The sequence below is a fragment of the Microbacterium sp. EB106-03-03-XG65 genome, from assembly GCF_058791955.1.
This window is the reverse complement of the sequence record NZ_JBYTEB010000001.1, coordinates 1280213-1299702: the sequence shown is the minus strand read 5'-3', so window position 1 is coordinate 1299702 and position 19490 is coordinate 1280213. Positions and strand designations below refer to the sequence as shown.

Here is a 19490-nt window from a genome sequence, read left to right as displayed (position 1 = left end):
AAATCGGCATTCCCTGAGGAGACCCGTGTCCACACTCCTGTCCTCGCTCGGCCGTTGGTCCTACCGGCATCCGTGGCGCGTCCTCTTCTCGTGGATCCTCGTGCTCGGCATCGCCGGCGCCGGAGCGCTGACGCTCGGAGCGGGCACCGACAACTCGTTCTCCATCCCCGGAACCGAATCCCAGGCGGGACTGGAGCAGCTCAACCGCTCGTTCCCGGCAGTCAGCGGAACCAGTGCGCAGATCATCGTCGTCGCGGCCGACGGCGACTCGATCACGGACGACTCGTATCGCACCGGAATCGAGGATGCGGTCGACGAGCTCGCCGACCTCGACGACTCCGTGCTCTCGGCCACTTCGCCCTACGACGAGATGGTCAGCGGGATGATCAACGACGAGGAGACCGCGGGCATCATCCGCCTGCAGTTCGACGGCCAGTCGACCGACGTGTCAGAGGCGACCCAGGACGAGCTGCGCAACGTCGTCTCCGACCTCGCCGCCGAGCTCCCCGCCGGATCGCAGACATCACTGGGTGGCGAGCTCTTCGCGACCTCGATCCCGGGCGTCACGCTGACCGAGGCGGTCGGCCTGCTCATCGCCTTGCTCGTGCTGATCGTGACCTTCCGGTCGTTCGTCGTGGCCGGCCTGCCGCTGCTCACCGCCGTGCTCGGCGTCGGCATCTCGATGGCTGGGATCTTCGCGGCGACGGCGTTCGCCACGGTCTCATCGACGACTCCCCTCCTCGCACTCATGCTCGGCCTCGCCGTCGGCATCGACTACGCGCTGTTCATCATGGCCCGACACCAGGATCAGGTGCGTGACGGTGTCGAGCCCGAGGAGTCGACGGCGCGCGCGGTCGGCACCGCCGGGTCGGCCGTGGTGTTCGCCGGAGTGACCGTGCTGATCGCTCTCATCGGCCTCGGGTTCGCCGGCATCCCCTTCCTCACCACGATGGGCATCGCGGCGTCCGCCGCCGTCGCCGTCGCCGTCGCCATCGCGGTGACGCTCACGCCGGCGCTGCTCGGCTTCATGAAGGGCAGGGTCGTGGGCCGCCCACGCAGGGCACCGAAGGCGAAGGACGGAAAGCCCGCACCCGCGGCCCGCCGTCCGTTCAGCGACCGCTGGGTGACAGGCGTCACCACGCGGCCGATCCTCGTCTCGGTGGCCGTCGTGCTCGGGCTCGGCATCGTCGCCGTTCCGGCTCTGAGCCTCGATCTCGCACTGCCGAACGCGGGCGTGCTGCCGAAGGACAACGAAGCGCGGCAGAGCTACGACCTCGTCGCCGAGGAGTTCGGCGCAGGGTTCAACGGCCCGCTCATCCTGACCGGCACGATCGTCACCTCGACCGACCCCCTGGGACTGATGGAAGACCTCGGTGACGAGGTCGCGAAGATCCCCGGCGTCAAAGAGGTCGCACTGGCGACACCGAACGAGACCGCCGACACCGGGATCGTGCAGATCATCCCCGAGACGGCCCCGGATGACCCGGCCACGGCCGAGCTGGTGCGCGATCTCCGGTCGCACCACGACGAGTGGCTCGACGAGTTCGGCATCGATCTCAAGGTCACCGGGTTCACGGCCGTCGGCATCGACATCTCCGATCAGCTGGGCAACGCGCTGCTGCCCTTCGGGATCTTCGTGATCGGCCTCTCGCTGATCCTCCTGACGATCGTCTTCCGCTCGCTCTGGGTCCCGATCACGGCTGCTCTCGGCTACCTGCTCTCGATCATCGCCGGGTTCGGCATCGTCGGAGCGGTGTTCGAGTGGGGGTGGTTCGCCGACGCTCTGCATGTCGCGAAGGTCGGACCGATCATCAGCTTCATGCCGATCATCCTCATGGGAGTGCTGTTCGGCCTCGCGATGGACTACCAGGTGTTCCTCGTCTCGAGGATGCGGGAGGACTTCGTGCACGACCCCGACAGGAAGAGCGGCGACCGTGCGACGCGACGAGCAGCCGCACTGCGCGCCGTGCGCAGCGGCTTCACGGGGTCGGCCAAGGTGGTCACGGCGGCCGGGCTCATCATGTTCGCGGTGTTCGTCGCGTTCGTCCCCGAGGGCGACTCCTCGCTCAAGCCGATCGCGCTGGGCCTCGCCGCGGGAATCGCCATCGACGCGTTCCTCGTGCGCATGACGCTGATCCCCGCGCTCATGGCGATCCTCGGTGAGCGCGCATGGGAGATCCCCGCGTGGCTCGAGCGGATCCTCCCCCGCGTCGACATCGAGGGAGAGGCCGTCGAGCGCGAACGCCATCTCGCCGAGTGGCCGGGCGACGACTCCGTGGTCGCCGCCGACGAGCTCTCGATCGCCGACACCCGTGTGCAGGGGCTTCACCTGCGGGTCGAACCCGGCTCCACCGCAGTGCTCACCGGATCGTCCGCCGGGGCACTCCGCGCGCTGGCGCTGACGATCGCGGGACGCGTGCCCCCCGAAGGCGGGCGTCTGCGCGTCGCGGGGCATCTCCTGCCGGGTCGCACGGCATGGGTGCGAGCGCACGTCGGGGCGGTCATGGCCGCGGATGCGGGAGGCCTCTCGACCGACCTCCCCGAGGCGCTCCGGGGCGCTCCCGCCCTCGTCGTGATCGACGGCGTCGATCGGCTCTCGCGCCCCGAGCGTGATCAGCTCGCCGCGCGTCTGCGCGACGCACCTGCCACGACTGCGGTGCTGATGACGACTCTCGACCCGTCCGTCGCCCGCGACGTGCTGACGGATGCCGGACGCGGCGTCGGCGACACGATCGACGTCGACGAACCCGCCGCGCACCGGGAGCCGCGCACCCCTCAGGAATCCCCCGAATCGACCGAGGTGACAGCATGACCCTCCCCATCGAACGCGCTCGCTCGCGCAAGCCGATCACCTGGCTGACGATCCTCGGAGTGCTGCTGCTGCCAGCCGCCGTGGGCGGCATCCTGGTGGCGGCGCTGCAGAACCCGACCGAGCGGCTGGACTCCATGACCGCCGCGATCGTCAACCTCGATGAGCCCGTCGAGATCGACGGTCAGCTCACTCCGCTCGGGCGTCAGCTCGCCTCCGGGCTCGTCGAGGGCTCTGACGAGTTGGACTCGAACCTCACCTGGGTGATCTCGAACGAGCAGGACGCGAAGGACGGTCTGGCCGACGGCTCGTATCAGGCCGTGATCACGATCCCCGAGGAGTTCTCTTCGGCCGCGACGTCGGCGGGACAGGCGATCTCAGACGGCGGCGGCGATGCCGAACAGGCGACCATCGAGGTCACCACGCCCGACGACGGCCTCGTGGCCGACGACCTCATCACGAGCCAGATCGCGAACGTCGCGGCGTCGACGCTCGGCACCATGCTCTCGGAAGCCACCACGGAGAACATCCTGGTCGGGTTCACGACCATCGGCGATCAGATCGGCGAGGCCGCCGACGGCGCGGATCGACTCGCGACCGGTGCGCGCGATGCGGCGACCGGCGCTCAGGCGATTCCCGACGGAGCCACGCAGCTCGCATCAGGAGCAGCCGAGCTCGGAACCGGCGCATCCTCCCTCGCCGAGGGGCTCGACACCCTGACCGCCAAGACGCGGGAGGCGGCGGCGGGCGCGTCGCAGATCGGGCTGGGACTCACGAACGGTGCCACCGCGCTGCAGGACAACGCCGCGGGCGTGACGCAGTTGGTGGGCGCCATCCAGACCGGCACGGGAGCAGCCTCGGATGCCGCCTCGCAGACCGCCGCGCTGGCGCAGACCCTGGGCGGGTTGGCAGCCACCTGCGATCCCGATCCCGCCGCATCCGGAGAACTCTGCGCGCAGCTCGCGGCCGCCGCCGGGGACGCGGTCACCGCCGCCACCTCGGCGGGCACGGCGTCGGGCTACCTGACGAACGTGGCCCCGAGCGTCGCTGGCCTGCCGGGCTCGTTCAGCACTCTGTCTATCCAGTTGGGCGAGGCCGGTGCGGGCGCCACGACGCTCGCCGACGGTCTGAACCAGCTGGCGACCGACGGCCTCGTGGCCTCGGCGTCGGGCGCACGCGCACTCGCGTCCGGCGCCGGCCAGCTGTCGGACGGGGCGACCCAGTTGGCCTCGGGCGGCACGGAACTCGTCACCGGCCTCGACACCCTGGCGACCGGGACGGGCGACCTCGCGGGCGGATTGCGCACGGCATCCGAATCGCTGCCCTCGTTCAGCGACTCCGAATCGACGTCGCTGGCATCGGTGATCGCGGATCCGGTCGCATCGGAGGGCGCCGACGCCACGACGATCTTCGGTCCGACGGCGATCCCGCTGCTCACGGCCGTGGTGTTGTGGTTCGGGGGACTCGCCTCGTTCCTGGTGATGCGTGCCCACACGGCGCGCACGCTGACCTCTCGACGCTCGTCGGCGGGTCTCGCACTGCGCTCTCTTCTGCCGGCTGCCCTGATCGGAGCGGGTCAGGGGCTGCTGGTCTCGCTCATCGTGCAGTTCGTGGCGGAGTACGACGCGGGCGCCTGGTGGGCATTCGCCGGCACCGCAGTGCTCGCCGGCATCGCCTTCGCGGCAGTGAACCAGGCGCTCGTCGCGGTGCTCGGCGGAGTGGGCCGATGGATCAGCGCGCTCGTGGGTGTTCTCGCCGTCGCGACCGGCCTCATCTCTACCGTGCCGGGCTGGCTCGGCGACCTCGGGGCTGCGCTTCCGACAGCGCCGGCCTTCGCCGGACTGATCGCCGCGAACGGAGGTGCCGCCGCGGCCCTCACCGTCTGGGGCGTGCTGTCGCTCGTCGCGACCACGGTCGCGGTGGCCCTGCGGCGCACCACCTCTGTGCAGGGGGCCCTCGCGGCGGCGTGAACCGCCCCACCGAGATCGCTCGGTCTTCGTACGTGTGCCCGCGCACGTACGATCAGAGAATGCGTCGCCCCTTCATGACCTCTCCCGCCCAGCTCGAGTCTCTCGAGGGACAGCAGTACCTCGTGCTGCGACCCACGAGGGCCGTGTCGGACGTGTACCGGGCCGAGCAGCGGTCGGCGCTGGGTCGCATGGATGCTCCGCACCCGCACACCGGGCACGTCACCCTGCGCGCATTCGAAGAGCCCGAGCGTCGCGAGGAACTGCTCGCTCTCATCCGCGATTGGGCGGTGTCGCAGCGACCGATCGAGGTCGTCGCGGAGGCCGTCGACGTGTTCCCCGCCCCCTGGCAGGTCGTGATCCTGCGGCTGCGACGCACCGCATCCCTCGTGTCGGCCTACTCGACGCTCAGCGACGCGCTCGAGGCGACCGACTTCCGACGACTCGACGAGCGCAGCACGGACGACTGGACGTTCCACCTGTCGGTGATCTATGCGCAGACGCTCGCCCCCGCGGCATGGACGGAGTTGTCGCACAAGTCGCGGCGCTCGCTCGGTTCGCGCCCGGCCGAGACCATCAGCGACGTCGAGCTCGTCTGGTACGAAGACGGCGCGGAGCACTCCGAGGTCATCCCCGTGGGACCGCGCTCACTCAGCTGAGACGGGCTCTGGCGCTCAGCTCAGGCCGGAGTAGGCGTGCAGACCCTTGAAGAAGACGTTGACGATCGTGAAGTTGAAGATCACGGCGGAGAATCCGACGATCGCGAGCCATGCGGACGGGTTTCCGCGCCAGCCGCGCGTCGCGCGTGCGTGGATGTATCCGGCGTAGAGCACCCAGATCACGAACGTCCAGGTCTCCTTGACGTCGAAGCCCCAGAAGCGGCTCCACGCGTAGTACGCCCAGATAGACCCGGCGATGAGCGTGAACGTCCAGAGGATGAACCCGATGATCGTGAAGCGGTACGCCATGCTCTCGAGTCGCTCAGCCCCGGGGAAGGTGCGCAGGAAACCGGGCCCGGTCTTCTCCGCGCCCTCGGAGATCAGGCGCTCGCGGCGCGACTGCATGAGTTGGATGACGGACAGCGAGAACGCGAGTGCGAAGAACGCGGTGCCGAGCGACGCCACGAACACGTGGATCACGAGCCATACGCTCTTCAGCGGGTCCATCAACGGCGAGACGTCGACGTAGAAGTTCGTCGCCGCGAGACCCAGCAGCACGACGACCAGACCCGTGATGAACGTGCCGAGGAAGCGCAGATCGATGCGCGTCAGCACCACGAGGAACACCGCGACGATCAGCAGCGTGCCCATCATCGCGAACTCGTAGAGGTTGGCCCACGGCACTCGGCCGGCGGCGAAACCGCGGGTGAGCGTGGCGCCGAGCTGGAAGAGGAAGGCGAGGACGGTGAGAGAGGTTCCGATGCGCGCCATCACGAATCGCTGCGGAGCGTCGACGGCCCCGGATGCCGCTGCACCCTTGCCGCCCTTCGCCGCCGGGGATCCGGTGCCTGCGCCGACGAGCTCGAACTCCCGAACGCTCGCCGCGTCCGCCGACAGCTGCGATCGGCGGGCGAGATCGAAGGCGTAGGCCACGAAGGCCGCCGCATAGATCGCGATCGCCGTCCACAGCAGGACGGGCGAGATCACTTCGAGATCGAACATGATGTCAGTCTACTTTCGGGCTGTCGGACACGGCGTCCGTGGTGGATTCGCGATCGAGGTCGTGGTCGAGTTCGTCCGGCTCGTCGATCGCCCGGGTCACTCGCGACTCGTCGAGCAGTCGGGCGTGCCCCGCGACGAGGTCGTCGACGGCCGCCGCGAGAGTCGGATCCTCGCCGCGCGCAAGCCCCGCGTACTCGAACGCGACGGCGCCGTCCGCCTCTGTCGCCTTGACCCAGACGCGACGGCGCGGCACGAACAGCGCGAGCATGAGGCCGCCCAGAGCGAGGAGAGCGAACCCGAGCACCCAGACTCCGGACTCGTCGCGATGGATCTGCAGCGACGCGAATCGCTTGACCGACTCGGAGAGGTCGGTGGCGCCGGCGGGAGACTCGTCGTCGAACGTCACGGTGCCGAGACCGTTCGGCAGGTCCGCCGTCTGACCGGGGGCGAGTTCGATGGACTCGAGATCGGTCGAACGACCTGTCACCTTGGTCATACCGGTGGTGTCGAGCACGTACACCGAGCGGGGCACTCCCTCGTTGATGCCGAGGTCGCCCGTGTAGACGTCGAGCGTCAGAGTCGGGTTCGTGAGGTCTCCGTAGGCCGAGAAGAAGGCGCCGCTCTCGAGCACTCCGGTCGTCGGGTAGAAGAAGCCGACCAGGCCCACCTGCTCGGCGAGGCCGTCGGGAACCTTGATCACCCCGAGAGAGGTCATGTTGTTGTCCTGCGGCAGGAACGGGGTGCTGTTCGTGAACACGACCTCGCCCTCGGGGTCTCGCACCGTGATCGTCGGCGCGTATCCGTTGCCGAGCAGGAACACATCGTCGTCTGCGACCGCGAGCGGCTCATTCACCTTGACAGCGCCGGTGCGCTCTTCGCCGTTCTCCTGCACGGTGACGTTGGCCGAGAAGTCGCCGGCCTGGCCCGAACCCGGCTCTCCGAACGGCTGATACGTGACGTCGAAGCTGTCGAGACGCATCGAGTACGGGGCGAGGGCGTCGTCGGCGACGAAGCGACCGCGATTCATCGAGTCGTAGTCGAGCAGGGTGTTCGCGAACGTCTCCCCCTCGACCAGCACCCGCTGGCCCGTATAGGCGAATCCGCCGCCGACGCCGATCGTGATGAGCACTCCCACCAGGGCGAGGTGGAACAGCAGGTTGCCGGTCTCGCGCCAGTACCCGCGCTCGGCGGACGCCGAATACGTGCGACCGGAGTCGTAGCGTTCGACGCGGTAGCCGAGCGCCTTGAGCTGCTTCGCGGCGATGTCGATGGATGCCGCGGCATCCGCCTTCGGGTCGACGGACGCCCTGTCGACCGCCCGGTAGTCGGCGAGTCTCTTGAGCCGCGCAGGGGTGCGCGGAGGCCGAGCGCGGAGCGCCTTGGCATGGTGCTTGATGCGGGGGATCACGCAGCCCACGAGCGAGGCGAACAGCAGGAGGTAGATCGCCGAGAACCAGGGCGACAGATAGACGTCGAAGAGCTTCAGGCCGTCGAGGATCGGGAAGAGGTCGGGATTGTCGCGCTCCCACTGGGTGACGCCGTTGGGATCGGCCATGCGCTGGGGAAAGATCGAGCCGGGAATCGCGGCGATTGCGAGCACCAGCAGCAGGATCAGCGCCGTGCGCATCGACGTCAGCTGCCGCCAGCCCCAGCGCAGCCATCCGACGAAGCCGAGACGGGGCTGGGAGATCGACTCCTCGCCGTCGACGTGATCTGACGGCCGGAGCGGATCGCTCGAACTCTCGGTTGTGCTGCTCACGTCATCCTTCCGATGCGTCTTCTTCTGATCAGAACGGGAGGAGGACACTGCCGATCACCGCCGTCAGTCGCGACATGATGTCGGTCCAGAGCCCGGTCACCATCAGCACGCCGAGTGCGATCAGCAGCACTCCGCCGATGATGTTCACCACGCGGATGTGCCGACGCAGGAATCCGACAGTCCTCGTGGCCCACCTGAACCCGAGGGCGACGAGCAGGAACGGGATGCCGAGGCCGAGCGAGTATGCGAGGCCGAGGAATCCGGCCCGCACCGGGTCGCCCTGATTGAACGAGAGGGCGAAGATCGCGGTCAGCGTCGGGCCGAGGCAGGGCGCCCAGCCGATGCCGAGCGCAACACCGAGCAGCGGGGCTCCGATGACGCCGAGCTTCGGGTCGACGTGGAACCGGAACTCGCGCTGGGCGAATCCGAAGGCGCCCAGAAAGACCAGCCCCATCAGGATGATCACGCCACCGAGGATGCGAGTGATCAGCTCACCCCATTGCAGGAAGAACACGTTCGCGATGCCGCCGAGTGCCGTCAGCGAGACGAAGACGAGGCTGAAGCCGAGGATGAAGAGGAGCACTCCGAGCACGAGTCGGCCGCGAGCAGGCGCTTCGACCGTCGCGACGCCTCCGCCGTTCACCGTCCTCTCCCGTCGAGGCGCGACCGCTCCCCCGAGGAACCCGAGGTAACCGGGGACCAGAGGCAGCACGCACGGCGAGAGGAACGAGATGAGCCCGGCGAGCATCGCCACCGGGATCGCGAGCCACAGTGCGCCCGAGTCGATGATGGCCCCGGGGTTCATGCAGCTCCCGGGAGGCTCACGAGTCCTCCGCGAGCGCGTCCTTGACGAGCGTCGAGAGGATCGACGTGCCGTCGATCGGCCCGATGATGCGGGCGGCGACTCGGCCTTGCTTGTCGAGCACGAGTGTGGTCGGCGTGGCCTGAATGGGCACCGACGACGAGAAGGCGAGCTTCGCCTCGGCCGTGTCGACATCGATCAGGCTCGGGTAGGTCACGCCGAATTCTGCGGAGAAGGCCTTGGCGGTGTCGGCCTGATCGCGGGTGTTCACGCCCAGGAACGCCACCTCGTCGCCCGCGTGCTCCTGCCACACGCCCTCGAGCGCTTCCGCTTCGAGGCGGCACGGAGCGCAGCCCGCGTACCAGAAGTTCACGACCGTGACCTTGCCCTCGAGCTCAGAGCTGCTGAACTCCTCGCCGTTCTCGGTGACCCCGCCGAACTCGCCGACCGGAGCGTCTCGGTCGGCGACGGGGATCTCGACGATCGCGCCGTCGGCGGCGACGTACCCCGTGTTCTCACCGGAGAGGAAGGAATCGCTCACCGCATCCGGAGCGCAGGCGCTCAGACCGATGGCGAACACCGCGGCGAGCGCGACACCGACCGCGCGGCGAGGAAGCCGTGTGCGGGAGGAGCGGCCGCTGCGGTTCGGACGAATCGTCGAGACGCGTGGCACGGCATCGATTTTACGCGGGGTTCCTATGGGTGAGCCGGATGCGCTTCACCGGTCGTTGAGCGAGGACGGCGAAGCAGCCCTTCCCGGTCGTCGAGCGAGGACGGCGAAGCAACCCCACCCCGGTCGTTGAGCGAGGACGGCGAAGCAACCCCCCCCCGGTCGTTGAGCGAGGACGGCGAAGCCGCCCGAGACGAAACGGCTCAGAGCCGCGCGAGCACGTCGTCCACGCTCGCGCGGAAGCGCGGACACGTCGCGATGTCATGAGAGCGGCACCCCATCGCATGCTCCGTCATCTCCCGTGAGCGGCGCATATCCTCCATGCGCCGGTCGAGGTCGTCGAGGTGCTGTTGCAGCACCTCATGACGCCCCGCGCTGCTCTCGTCGAGCAGCACGGCGATCTGGTCGAGCGTCATCCCCGCAGCCTTGCTGCGCCGGATGACGGCGATGCGCACGATGTCGTCCTGTCCGTAGCGGCGCCGATCGGCGGCGTCACGAGCCGGATCGAGCAGCCCCACGGTCTCCCAGTGCCTCAGCACGTTGGTGGGCAGATCGAATCGTGCCGCGACCTCCCCCACGGACCACTGGCTGTGCGCGCTTGACTTCATGTTGACATGAAGTCACAGACTGAGCACGAACGCAAGCGCCCCCACGGAAGGACCCCACATGTACGACGCGATCATCATCGGCGCAGGCCCCGCCGGCCTGCAGGCGGCACTGACGCTCGGACGGATGCACCGGAGCACTCTGCTGCTCGACTCCGGGGAGTACCGCAACGGCACAGTCCTGCACATGCACAACGTCATCGCGAACGACGGCACACCGCCCGCCGAGTTCCGGACCACGGCCAGGGCCCAGCTCGCCGAGTACTCCGACGTCGAGATCCGAGATCTCGGTGCGCAGACCGTCACGGCAGACGACCGCGGCTTCACGGTCCGCCTCGTGGACGGCGGCACCGTGGCGGGACATCACGTGATCCTCGCGACCGGGGTCGCCGACGACCTCCCTCCTGTTCCGGGTCTTCAGGAGCTATGGGGAATCAAGGCCTTCAACTGCCCGTTCTGCGACGGCCACGAGCATGCCGGGCGCTCGATCGGCATCCTGGGTCCTGCTGCTCGAGCCGAGCATCTGATCGGGCTCCTCGGCCCGATCGTCGCGGACATCACGGTCCTCCCCGTCGACGAGCACTTCACGCCCGAGGAGGTGAGCGCCCTCGAGTCCCGCGGGGCACGTGTCAGCGCCGCGCCCGTCGCATCCGTGAGTCCGGAGGGAGAGGAGGTGCGGATCGTGACCTCGGTCGAGGAACACCCCGTCGCGGGTGTGTTCGTGGCGGCCGGTGTCCCCCGCCATCGCGCGCCTTTCGCCGATCAGCTCGGTCTGCACCTGCTGCCTTCGGGATCCATCGAGATCGACGACTTCGGCCGTACCTCGCGACCAGGGGTCTTCGCGGCGGGAGACCTCGCCCACCGCGCGTCTCTGCCTGGCCCGATGGCCGCAGTGCTGCTCGCCGCTGCTGCCGGCCAGATGGCCGCGGTCGGAGTCATCCAGTCGCTGGCGATCCACTGACGCCTTTCGAATAGCGCACTTGGCAGGTCTCGGGGCACCGAATCTGCCAGGTGCGCTATTCGAAGGCGGATGCTGTCAGACCGCGCCCACGTCGACCGCGTCGCCGGTCGGCGCCGGCTCGGCGTAGGCGACTTCACGCCAGACATCACCGACGAGCTCGAACGAGGTGACGCTCGACAGCGCGCAGCGACGGGTGCGCGGGTCGTGCCGCAGCGGCAGTCCCGCCACCCGCAGATGGGTGATCCAGATCGGCGCCTGGTGCGACACCATCACCAGGTCGCCGCCGTCGACCGATCGCCAGGCCTCGGCCATCATGCCCAGCATCCGCTCGGCGATCGACGCGTACGGCTCGCCCCAGCTCGGCAGCGACGGCTGGCGCAGGTGCCACCATTTGAGCGGGTTCATCAGCGAGCGACGCATCTGCGTGCCCTCGAACACGTTGGTCGGTTCGATCAGGCGGATATCGATCTCGGGAACGAGTCCGAACCGCGTCGCGAACGGCTCCGCCGACTCCTGCGCTCGCTCCAACGGCGACGAGTAGAGCGCCGTGACCGGCCGCTCGAGAGAGGCGATGTGGTCTGCGGCAGCCTGCGCCATGCGCGTTCCGGCCTTGCTCAGGTGGTAATCCGGCAACCGCCCGTACAGCACGCGCTTCGGATTGTGGACCTCACCATGACGGACGAGATGCAGTCGAGACGCCACCATGTCAGAGCGCGCGGTAGCGGGAGTCGCCGAAGCCCAGGATCAGGTACCCGATGTAGGGGAAGACGAAGAGCAGGAAGAAGGAGAAGAGCCCGCCCTTGCCGAACCGCTCGCCCAGTCTCACCGCCACGATGATCCCGAAGACGAACCCGACGATCGGGATGAGGTAGAGCAGCGCGAGCCAGCCGGACATCCCGGCGATCTTGACGAGGAACACCACATTCACGATGGGAATGATCGCGAGGATGCCGGGGTATCCGGCCTTCGTGAACACCTTCCACAGGCCGACGGCGACGAGGATGTAGAAGACGAGGGCGATGAGCCCCGTCGTGCCGGAGAAGATCTGGGCGTAGAGATCCGAGATGCCGTTGTTGTCCATGGTGACCCTTTCGCTGGTCGAGCGGCTGTCGTGGCGATCCTACTGACCGGTATGCCACCGGCAGAGGAGGCGACACCGCCCCCGTAGAATGGGCGGGTTCATCATTTCCCAGATCAGGAGGAATCCTCCGTGCTTCGCACCCACTCGGCAGGCTCACTGCGAGCCGAGCATATCGGTCAGACCGTCACCCTCTCGGGTTGGGTCGATCGCCGTCGTGATCACGGAGGAGTCGCGTTCATCGATCTTCGGGATGCATCGGGCATCGCGCAGGTCGTCATCCGCGATGAAGAGATCGCACACCCGCTGCGCAACGAGTTCGTCCTCAAGGTCACCGGCGAGGTGTCGCGTCGCCCCGACGGCAACGCGAACCCCAACCTGCCGACCGGCGAGATCGAGCTCATCGCGACCGACGTCGAGGTGCTGAACGAGTCCGCTCCCCTGCCGTTCCAGGTCTCCACGGCTGTCGCCGACACCGAGACGGTCGGCGAGGAGGCACGTCTCAAGTACCGCTATCTCGACCTGCGTCGACCGGCCGCCGCATCCGCTCTGCGTCTGCGCTCGAACGTGTACAAGGCCGTCCGTGACGTGCTGCACGGCGAGGACTTCACGGAGGTCGAGACCCCGACCCTCACCCGTTCGACCCCGGAGGGCGCCCGCGACTTCGTCGTGCCCGCTCGCCTGCACCCGGGCAGCTGGTACGCACTGCCGCAGTCGCCTCAGCTGTTCAAGCAGCTGCTCATGGTCGGCGGCGTCGAGAAGTACTACCAGATCGCCCGCTGCTACCGCGACGAGGACTTCCGCGCCGACCGCCAGCCGGAGTTCACGCAGCTCGACATCGAGATGAGCTTCGTCGACCAGGAAGACGTCATCACGCTGATGGAGTCGCTCATCGTCGCGATGTGGAAGACCATCGGCGTCGACGTGCAGACCCCGCTGCCCCGCATGACCTACGCCGAGGCGATGGCCAAGTACGGCTCCGACAAGCCCGACCTGCGCTTCGGACTCGAGCTGGTCGAGGCGACCGAGTACTTCGCGGAGACCCCGTTCCGGGTGTTCCAGGCCGAGTACGTCGGCGCGGTCGTCATGCCCGGGGGCGCGAGCCAGCCCCGCAAGCAGCTCGACGCGTGGCAGGACTGGGCGAAGCAGCGCGGCGCCCGTGGCCTCGCATACGTGCTGTTCAACGAAGACGGCTCTCTCGGCGGCCCTGCCGCCAAGAACCTCTCCGAATCCGAGCAGGCGGGTCTCGCCGAGTTCGTGGGGGCCTCTGCCGGTGACTGCGTGTTCTTCGCCGCAGGCTCGACGAAGGAGAGCCGTGCACTCCTCGGCGCCGCGCGCGTCGAGATCGGCCGTCGTCTCGGGTTCCTGAACCCCGACGAGTTCGCCTTCACGTGGGTCGTCGACGCTCCGATGTTCGAGCCGGCAGCGGATGCCGTGGCATCCGGTGACGTCGCCGTCGGCGCGGGAGCCTGGACCGCCGTGCACCACGCGTTCACCGGCCCGAAGCCGGAGTTCCAGGACACGTTCGACACCGACCCCGGTTCGGCTCTCGCCTATGCATACGACATCGTGTGCAACGGCTCGGAGCTCGGCGGCGGATCGATCCGCATCCACCGCGAAGACGTGCAGAAGCGTGTGTTCGAGGTCATGGGCATCAGCGACGAGGTCGCGCAGGAGCAGTTCGGGTTCCTGCTCGACGCGTTCAAGTTCGGCGCCCCGCCGCACGGTGGAATCGCGCTCGGCATGGACCGCGTGCTGCAGCACCTGTCGAAGACCGAGTCGATCCGCGATGTCATCGCGTTCCCGAAGTCCGGCAACGGCTTCGACCCACTCACGGCGGCCCCTGCTCCCATCACCCCGGAGCAGCGCGCCGAGGCCGGCGTGGACTTCGAGCCCGAGGACGACGAAGCCTGACTAGTTCGGCCCTCGGTCGTTGAGCGAGGGCCGGAGCACCGAGAAGAAACGCGGTGAGGTGTGCAGAGCGCCTCGCCGCGTTTCGTCTCGGGCGGCTCCGCCGGCCTCGCTCAACGACCGAACTGCGAAAGAACCTTCTCCCACCGCCGCCGTTCGTTGAGCGAAGACGACGAAGTCGACTGAGACGAAACGCCGCCGCGCCGACCTCGCTCAACGACCGAACTGCGCAAGAACGGTCTCCCACCGCCGCCGTTCGTTGAGCGAAGACGACGACGTCGACTGAGACGAAACGCCGCCGCGCCGACCTCGCTCAACGACCGAACTGTGCGAGCGCCGGAACGATGTTCTCGTTCCACACGTCGACGCCGAGCTTCGCGATCAGCGCGACCACCACGACGAGGAAGACGACCCGGATGAAGGTCGTCCCCTTCGAGATCGCCATGCGCGAGCCGAGGTAGCTGCCGGCGACGTTCGCGACCGCGAGGATGCCGCCGAGCAGCCACAGCACGGCTCCGTGCGGGATGAAGAGAAGCAGGGCGCCGGTGTTCGTGGCCAGGTTGACGATCTTCGCCTTCGCGCTCGCCTGCAGGAAGTCGTAGCCGAGCAGCGCGACGAGCGAGATCACCAGGAACGTGCCGGTGCCCGGCCCGATCAGACCGTCGTAGAAGCCGATCACGAGCCCTGAGAGACCCGCCATGATGTGGTGCTTGTGCCCGCTGAAGCGCAGCCGCGTCGCGGCGCCCATCTGCGGGCGGAAGGCGGTGAAGAGCGCGACGGCGAGCAGCGCGACCACGATGATCGGCTTGAAGGCGGCGGCCGGCAGAACAGTAGCGACGGCAGCTCCCCCGAACGATCCGATCAGGGCGATCGCGGCCATCGGCAGAGCCGTGCGGATATCGGGTTTCGCACGTCGGTAGTAGGTGACGCTGCTCGTGGCCGTGCCGAACACGGAGGCGAGCTTGTTGGTCGCGAGAGCCTGGATCGGCGAGATCCCGGGGATCAGCAGCAGGGCGGGGAGCTGCAGCAGACCGCCCCCTCCCACCACCGCATCGATCCACCCGGCGGCGAACGCCGCGACGACGACGAGTATCAGCGTGCCCCAGGTGAGCTGCTCGAGCCCGAGCACACTGCCGATGTCCATCCGTCCAGGATGTCAGACCACGCGGCACCTCGAACGCCACTGCAGTCCGACCCGTCACACCTTCGACACCTGTCGTTCACCCGAGCCGCGATCATCGGCAACCCTCGGCTCATAGTGTCCTCTCGCAACCCGAATCCGGCTCACAGCGCCGGGCACCGAGAGGACCCTGATGACCAACTTCCACCGCCGCGCACGAATCGGCGCCGGCATCGCCCTGTTCACGACCGCCGCGCTGGGTCTCACCGCCTGCGCCACCGGCGCGGAGACCCCGGCCGCAGGCAGCGACGCTGTCGACGCCGCATCCGCGACCTCGGTCGAGGACTTCGGTTCCTTCTCCGACCTCGAAGAGGCCGCGAAGGCCGAGGGCCAGCTCAACGTCATCGCGCTTCCGCGTGACTGGGCCAACTACGGCGAGATCCTCGATCTCTTCGCCGAGAAGTACCCCGAGATCACGATCAACGAGGCCTCCCCCGACGTCTCGAGCGCCGAAGAGATCCAGGCCGCCAAGACCAACGAGGGCCTCGACACGGCACCCGACGTGTTCGACCTGGGTCTGACCGTCGCGCTGCAGAACACCGATGTCTTCGCGCCGTACCAGGTGCAGACGTGGGACGATATCCCGGATGCCCTCAAGGAGCCGACCGGCCTCTTCGTCGGCGACTACGGCGGATACATGTCGATCGGCTATGACTCCTCGAAGTTCGATGCGCCCGCGTCGCTCGACGACCTGAAGGATGCCGCCTACAAGGGCGCCGTCGCCATCAACGGCGACCCGACGCAGGCCGGAGCGGCCTTCGCCGCCGTGGGACTCGCAACCGTGCAGTCCGATGGCACGCTCGACGACTTCCAGCCGGGCATCGACTTCTTCTCCCAGCTGCAGAAGGCCGGCAACCTGCTCAAGGTCGACGTCACCACTGCGACCGTCGCGAGCGGCGAGACCCCCGTCGTCTTCGACTGGGACTACCTGAACGCGGCGCACGCCTCCGACAACAAAGACTGGAAGGTCGTCGTCCTCGACGGCACCGGGTACGCGGGCTACTACAACCAGGCGATCAACAAGGATGCTCCGAACCCGGCGGCCGCGCGGCTGTGGCAGGAGTTCCTCTACAGCGACGAGGTGCAGAACCTCTGGCTCAAGGGCGGCGCCCGCCCGGCTCGCATGGAGGCCATGACCGAGGCCGAGACGATCGACGCCGACCTGGCTGCGGCTCTTCCCGAGGTGCCGGGCGAGACGGTCGTCCCGACCGAGGAGCAGTCGACGAACGCCGGCACCCTGCTCGGCGAGAAGTGGGCCGCGGCGGTCCAGTGACGACTGTGACCGCAGCGGGGGCGGATGCCACGGCATCCGCCCCCGTCTCCCCCGCAGCGCACAGCGCTGGGCCTGCGACCTCGTCGCGGGCCCAGCGCTCCGCGCCGTCCGTCGCGTGGCTCGGCCTCGTACCGTTCGCGGCATATGTGCTGCTCTTCCTCGCCGTGCCGACGATCCTCGCGATCGGCTCCGGCTTCTTCACGAAGGACGGGTCGTTCACCTGGTCGAACCTGTCGGCCGTCGCGGACCCCGTCGTCCTGACGACCTTCGCCAACTCCGCCGGCCTGTCGCTGCTGACCGCCGTCGTCGGCGCGATCGTCGGCGCACTGGTCTGCTATGCCCTGCTCGGCATGAATCCGGACGGCGCAGTGCGCTCGACCGTGGATGCTGCGGCCGGTGTCCTCGCCCAGTTCGGCGGAGTGATGCTCGCCTTCGCCTTCATCGCGACGATCGGCATCCAGGGCGTCCTCAAGCTGTTCCTCCAGGACGCCTTCGGAATCGACATCTTCGCGAACGGCACCTGGCTCTACGAGCTTCCCGGGCTCATCCTCCCCTACATCTACTTCCAGATCCCGCTCATGGTGATCACCTTCATGCCCGCCCTCGCAGCCCTCAAGCCGCAGTGGGCCGAGGCGAACCTCACGCTCGGCGGCACGCGCGCGAGCCTCTGGCTGCGCATCGGCGTCCCCGTGCTCGCGCCCTCGTTCCTCGCGAGCCTCCTGCTGCTCTTCGCGAACGCCTTCTCGTCGTACGCCACCGCCGCCGCCCTCGCCAGCCAGGGTTCGCAGATCGTGCCGCTGCAGATCCGCGCCGCCCTCACGAGCGAGACCCTTCTCGGCCGTGAGAACCTCGCCGGAGCACTGGCTCTCGGCATGATCGTGATCGTGGGAGTCGTGATGGCCCTGTACTCGCTCATCCAGCGTCGGGCAGCGAGGTGGCAGTCATGAACCGTCTCGGCCCGTCACTCGCGACCCGCTGGATCATCGGCGTGGTCGTCGGCGCATTCTTCGCGATCCCGCTCGTCTCGACCCTGCTCTACACGCTGCGCCAGACCGACGGCAGTCTCGGCCTCGAGCGGTGGGCCGCGCTCTTCGATCCCGCGAAGTCGGCGGCGATCAGGCCGATCTGGATGGGCCTGGGCAACTCCCTGGTCCTCGCGGTCGTGACCGTCGCGATCGTGCTCCTGCTGCTCGCACCGACCATGATCCTGGTGAACCTGCGCTTCGCGAAGCTCAAACCGATCTTCGAGTTCGCCGTACTGCTGCCGATCTCGATCCCCGCCATCGTGCTCGTGGTCGGGCTCGCACCGATCTACCTGCAGATCGGCCGCTCCCTCGGAACCGGCACGTGGACGCTGGCCTTCGCCTACGGCATCACGGTGCTGCCGTTCGCATACCGATCGATCCAGGCGTCGATCGATGCGGCAGATCTGCGCACGCTCGCCGAGGCCGCCCGATCGCTCGGCGCCAGCTGGCCGACTGTTGTACTGAAGGTACTCGCTCCGAATCTGCGCCAGGGCCTGCTCGCGGCCTCGCTGATCTCGATCGCGGTCGTGCTCGGCGAGTTCACCATCGCCTCGCTCCTGAACCGCCAGGTGTTCCAGACCGCCATGGTCGTCGTTCAGAAGCAGGACCCGTACGCCCCGGCGATCTTCACCCTGCTGGCGCTCCTGTTCGTCTTCCTCCTGCTTCTCGTCATCGGCCGCGTCGCCCGCGGCACCGGAAAGGCCCGCTCATGACACTCCCCCAGACCGCCGACAACATGCTGCTCGCCGAGGCGGGCGAGGGAACGCGCGTGCAGCTGCAGGCCATCGTGAAGAGCTACTCGGGCAACACCGTGCTACACGGTGTCGACCTCGACATCGCACCCGGCGAGTTCGTCTCGTTGCTCGGGCCCTCGGGCTGCGGCAAGACCACGCTGCTTCGCGTGCTCGCCGGACTCGAAGGCCTCGATCGCGGTGCAGTGCTGCTCGGCGGCAACGATGTCTCGCGAGTGCCGACGAACAAGCGCGACATCGGCATGGTCTTTCAGTCCTACTCGCTCTTCCCGCACCTGCGCGTCGCGGAGAACACCGCTTTCGGTCTGCGCCGTCGTGGCGTGGGCAAGTCCGAGGCGGCGAAACGCGCACTCGACGCCCTCGCGCTCGTCGGGCTCTCCGACTTCGCCGACCGCTTCCCCCACCAGCTGTCGGGCGGACAGCAGCAGCGCGTCGCACTCGCCCGCGCTCTGGTCACCGAGCCGAAGGTGCTGCTGCTCGACGAGCCTCTCTCGGCACTCGACGCGAAGGTACGCGTGCAGCTGCGCGACGAGATCCGCCGCATCCAGCTGCGCCTGGGAATCACGACCGTCTTCGTGACCCACGACCAGGAGGAGGCACTCGCCGTGTCCGACCGGATCGCCGTGATGAACGCAGGGACCATCGAGCAGATCGGCACCCCGGAGCAGCTCTACACGACGCCGTCCACGGCGGGCGTCGCCGCCTTCGTCGGGCTCTCGAGCGTCGTCTCGGGCGTCGCCGAGGGCGACCACGTCATGGTGTGGGGCCAGCGCCTTCCCCTGCAGGCGCCCGCCGACGGGCCCGTCGACGTCTACCTCCGGCCTGAGAACGTGCACTTCGCCTCCGAGGCGGATGCCGCGACCGACGCGCTCGTACAGGAGAGCACGTTCCTCGGCAGCATGCGCCGCACGCTCGTGCGCACCGAGTCGGGTGAGCTGGTGCGTCTGCAGCACGCGCCCGGCATCCACCCGGCCTTCGGCGATCGCGTGCGGATCGCCGTCGCCCCCGAGCCCGTGGCGGTGCATCCTCGCGGCTGA

The 19490-nt window shown here is 68.3% G+C and carries 17 protein-coding genes; 9 read left to right on the top strand and 8 right to left on the bottom strand.

Features of this window, described 5'->3' with window-relative positions; translation table 11 throughout:
* Window positions 1–25 precede the first annotated feature (25 nt).
* The 3 genes from AC3WS6_RS06100 to AC3WS6_RS06090 all read left to right on the top strand — a co-directional run bounded on the left by AC3WS6_RS06100 (window position 26) and on the right by AC3WS6_RS06090 (window position 5435).
* Window positions 26–2812 (top strand): efflux RND transporter permease subunit, encoded by a 2787-nt coding sequence (locus AC3WS6_RS06100; protein ID WP_492500169.1) that lies wholly within the window; start codon window positions 26–28, stop codon window positions 2810–2812.
* Window positions 2809–4779, top strand: a complete 1971-nt coding sequence (locus AC3WS6_RS06095; protein ID WP_492500168.1) for a YhgE/Pip domain-containing protein — start codon at window positions 2809–2811, stop codon at window positions 4777–4779. The genes AC3WS6_RS06100 and AC3WS6_RS06095 overlap by 4 nt, the downstream gene beginning before the upstream one ends.
* Before the next feature lie 74 nt (window positions 4780–4853).
* Window positions 4854–5435, top strand: a complete 582-nt coding sequence (locus AC3WS6_RS06090) for a 2'-5' RNA ligase family protein (protein WP_492500166.1) — start codon at window positions 4854–4856, stop codon at window positions 5433–5435.
* Window positions 5436–5450: 15 nt separating this feature from the next.
* Here AC3WS6_RS06090 and ccsB read toward each other — a convergent pair whose 3' ends face one another.
* The 5 genes from ccsB to AC3WS6_RS06065 all read right to left on the bottom strand — a co-directional run bounded on the left by ccsB (window position 5451) and on the right by AC3WS6_RS06065 (window position 10276).
* Complete coding sequence (ccsB, locus tag AC3WS6_RS06085; protein ID WP_492500165.1) at window positions 5451–6437, bottom strand: c-type cytochrome biogenesis protein CcsB; 987 nt, start codon at window positions 6435–6437, stop codon at window positions 5451–5453.
* A 4-nt stretch (window positions 6438–6441) separates the two neighbouring features.
* Window positions 6442–8196, bottom strand: coding sequence for a cytochrome c biogenesis protein ResB (gene resB, locus AC3WS6_RS06080; RefSeq protein ID WP_492500164.1), 1755 nt, complete (start codon window positions 8194–8196; stop codon window positions 6442–6444).
* Window positions 8197–8224: 28 nt separating this feature from the next.
* A complete protein-coding gene (locus AC3WS6_RS06075; RefSeq protein ID WP_492500163.1) occupies window positions 8225–9001 on the bottom strand; it encodes a cytochrome c biogenesis CcdA family protein in 777 nt (258 codons plus the stop codon).
* Between the two features lie 16 nt (window positions 9002–9017).
* Window positions 9018–9671 (bottom strand): TlpA family protein disulfide reductase, encoded by a 654-nt coding sequence (locus tag AC3WS6_RS06070; RefSeq protein WP_492500162.1) that lies wholly within the window; start codon window positions 9669–9671, stop codon window positions 9018–9020.
* Window positions 9672–9871: 200 nt separating this feature from the next.
* Window positions 9872–10276, bottom strand: coding sequence for a MerR family transcriptional regulator (locus AC3WS6_RS06065; protein WP_492500161.1), 405 nt, complete (start codon window positions 10274–10276; stop codon window positions 9872–9874).
* Between the two features lie 58 nt (window positions 10277–10334).
* On the opposite strand from AC3WS6_RS06065, the gene AC3WS6_RS06060 reads away from it, so the two are divergent.
* The gene (locus AC3WS6_RS06060; RefSeq protein ID WP_492500160.1) at window positions 10335–11234 is read left to right on the top strand and encodes an NAD(P)/FAD-dependent oxidoreductase; all 900 of its coding nucleotides are present in this window, start codon (window positions 10335–10337) and stop codon (window positions 11232–11234) included.
* 75 nt (window positions 11235–11309) lie between these two features.
* On the opposite strand, the gene AC3WS6_RS06055 is transcribed toward AC3WS6_RS06060, so the two are convergent.
* Window positions 11310–11939 (bottom strand): histidine phosphatase family protein, encoded by a 630-nt coding sequence (locus tag AC3WS6_RS06055; RefSeq protein ID WP_492500159.1) that lies wholly within the window; start codon window positions 11937–11939, stop codon window positions 11310–11312.
* A 1-nt stretch (window position 11940) separates the two neighbouring features.
* On the bottom strand, window positions 11941–12315 hold the full coding sequence (locus tag AC3WS6_RS06050) for a DUF5684 domain-containing protein (RefSeq protein WP_492500158.1): 375 nt from the start codon (window positions 12313–12315) through the stop codon (window positions 11941–11943).
* A gap of 129 nt (window positions 12316–12444) precedes the next feature.
* Between AC3WS6_RS06050 and aspS the strand changes: the two genes are divergently transcribed.
* On the top strand, window positions 12445–14226 hold the full coding sequence (aspS, locus tag AC3WS6_RS06045) for an aspartate--tRNA ligase (protein ID WP_492500157.1): 1782 nt from the start codon (window positions 12445–12447) through the stop codon (window positions 14224–14226).
* 310 nt (window positions 14227–14536) lie between these two features.
* Here the strand turns inward: aspS and AC3WS6_RS06040 are convergent, their stop codons facing one another.
* Window positions 14537–15367: a sulfite exporter TauE/SafE family protein gene (locus tag AC3WS6_RS06040; protein ID WP_492500156.1), complete on the bottom strand. Its 831-nt coding sequence runs from the start codon at window positions 15365–15367 to the stop codon at window positions 14537–14539.
* Between the two features lie 169 nt (window positions 15368–15536).
* Between AC3WS6_RS06040 and AC3WS6_RS06035 the strand changes: the two genes are divergently transcribed.
* Genes AC3WS6_RS06035 through AC3WS6_RS06020 form a run of 4 tightly spaced genes read left to right on the top strand, consistent with a single transcriptional unit; the run spans window position 15537 to window position 19490 of the window.
* On the top strand, window positions 15537–16676 hold the full coding sequence (locus AC3WS6_RS06035; protein ID WP_492500155.1) for an ABC transporter substrate-binding protein: 1140 nt from the start codon (window positions 15537–15539) through the stop codon (window positions 16674–16676).
* Window positions 16673–17623: an ABC transporter permease gene (locus tag AC3WS6_RS06030; protein WP_492500154.1), complete on the top strand. Its 951-nt coding sequence runs from the start codon at window positions 16673–16675 to the stop codon at window positions 17621–17623. The genes AC3WS6_RS06035 and AC3WS6_RS06030 overlap by 4 nt, the downstream gene beginning before the upstream one ends.
* Entirely contained in the window at window positions 17620–18414 is a 795-nt protein-coding gene (locus AC3WS6_RS06025; protein WP_492500153.1) for an ABC transporter permease, read from the top strand. Before AC3WS6_RS06030 ends, AC3WS6_RS06025 begins: the two co-directional genes overlap by 4 nt.
* Window positions 18411–19490 carry an ABC transporter ATP-binding protein gene (locus AC3WS6_RS06020; RefSeq protein ID WP_492500152.1) on the top strand — a complete coding sequence of 360 codons (1080 nt, stop codon included), beginning with the start codon at window positions 18411–18413 and terminating at the stop codon, window positions 19488–19490. Before AC3WS6_RS06025 ends, AC3WS6_RS06020 begins: the two co-directional genes overlap by 4 nt.

Coding starts and splice junctions, on each gene's coding strand:
- AC3WS6_RS06095 (WP_492500168.1), top strand. CDS start 2,809: ATGACCCTCCCCATCGAACGCGCTCGCTCGCGCAAGCCGATCACCTGG.
- AC3WS6_RS06050 (WP_492500158.1), bottom strand. CDS start 12,315: ATGGACAACAACGGCATCTCGGATCTCTACGCCCAGATCTTCTCCGGC.
- AC3WS6_RS06025 (WP_492500153.1), top strand. CDS start 17,620: ATGAACCGTCTCGGCCCGTCACTCGCGACCCGCTGGATCATCGGCGTG.
- ccsB (WP_492500165.1), bottom strand. CDS start 6,437: ATGTTCGATCTCGAAGTGATCTCGCCCGTCCTGCTGTGGACGGCGATC.
- AC3WS6_RS06065 (WP_492500161.1), bottom strand. CDS start 10,276: ATGAAGTCAAGCGCGCACAGCCAGTGGTCCGTGGGGGAGGTCGCGGCA.
- AC3WS6_RS06035 (WP_492500155.1), top strand. CDS start 15,537: ATGACCAACTTCCACCGCCGCGCACGAATCGGCGCCGGCATCGCCCTG.
- AC3WS6_RS06060 (WP_492500160.1), top strand. CDS start 10,335: ATGTACGACGCGATCATCATCGGCGCAGGCCCCGCCGGCCTGCAGGCG.
- AC3WS6_RS06020 (WP_492500152.1), top strand. CDS start 18,411: ATGACACTCCCCCAGACCGCCGACAACATGCTGCTCGCCGAGGCGGGC.
- AC3WS6_RS06040 (WP_492500156.1), bottom strand. CDS start 15,367: ATGGACATCGGCAGTGTGCTCGGGCTCGAGCAGCTCACCTGGGGCACG.
- AC3WS6_RS06055 (WP_492500159.1), bottom strand. CDS start 11,939: ATGGTGGCGTCTCGACTGCATCTCGTCCGTCATGGTGAGGTCCACAAT.
- AC3WS6_RS06075 (WP_492500163.1), bottom strand. CDS start 9,001: ATGAACCCCGGGGCCATCATCGACTCGGGCGCACTGTGGCTCGCGATC.
- AC3WS6_RS06090 (WP_492500166.1), top strand. CDS start 4,854: ATGACCTCTCCCGCCCAGCTCGAGTCTCTCGAGGGACAGCAGTACCTC.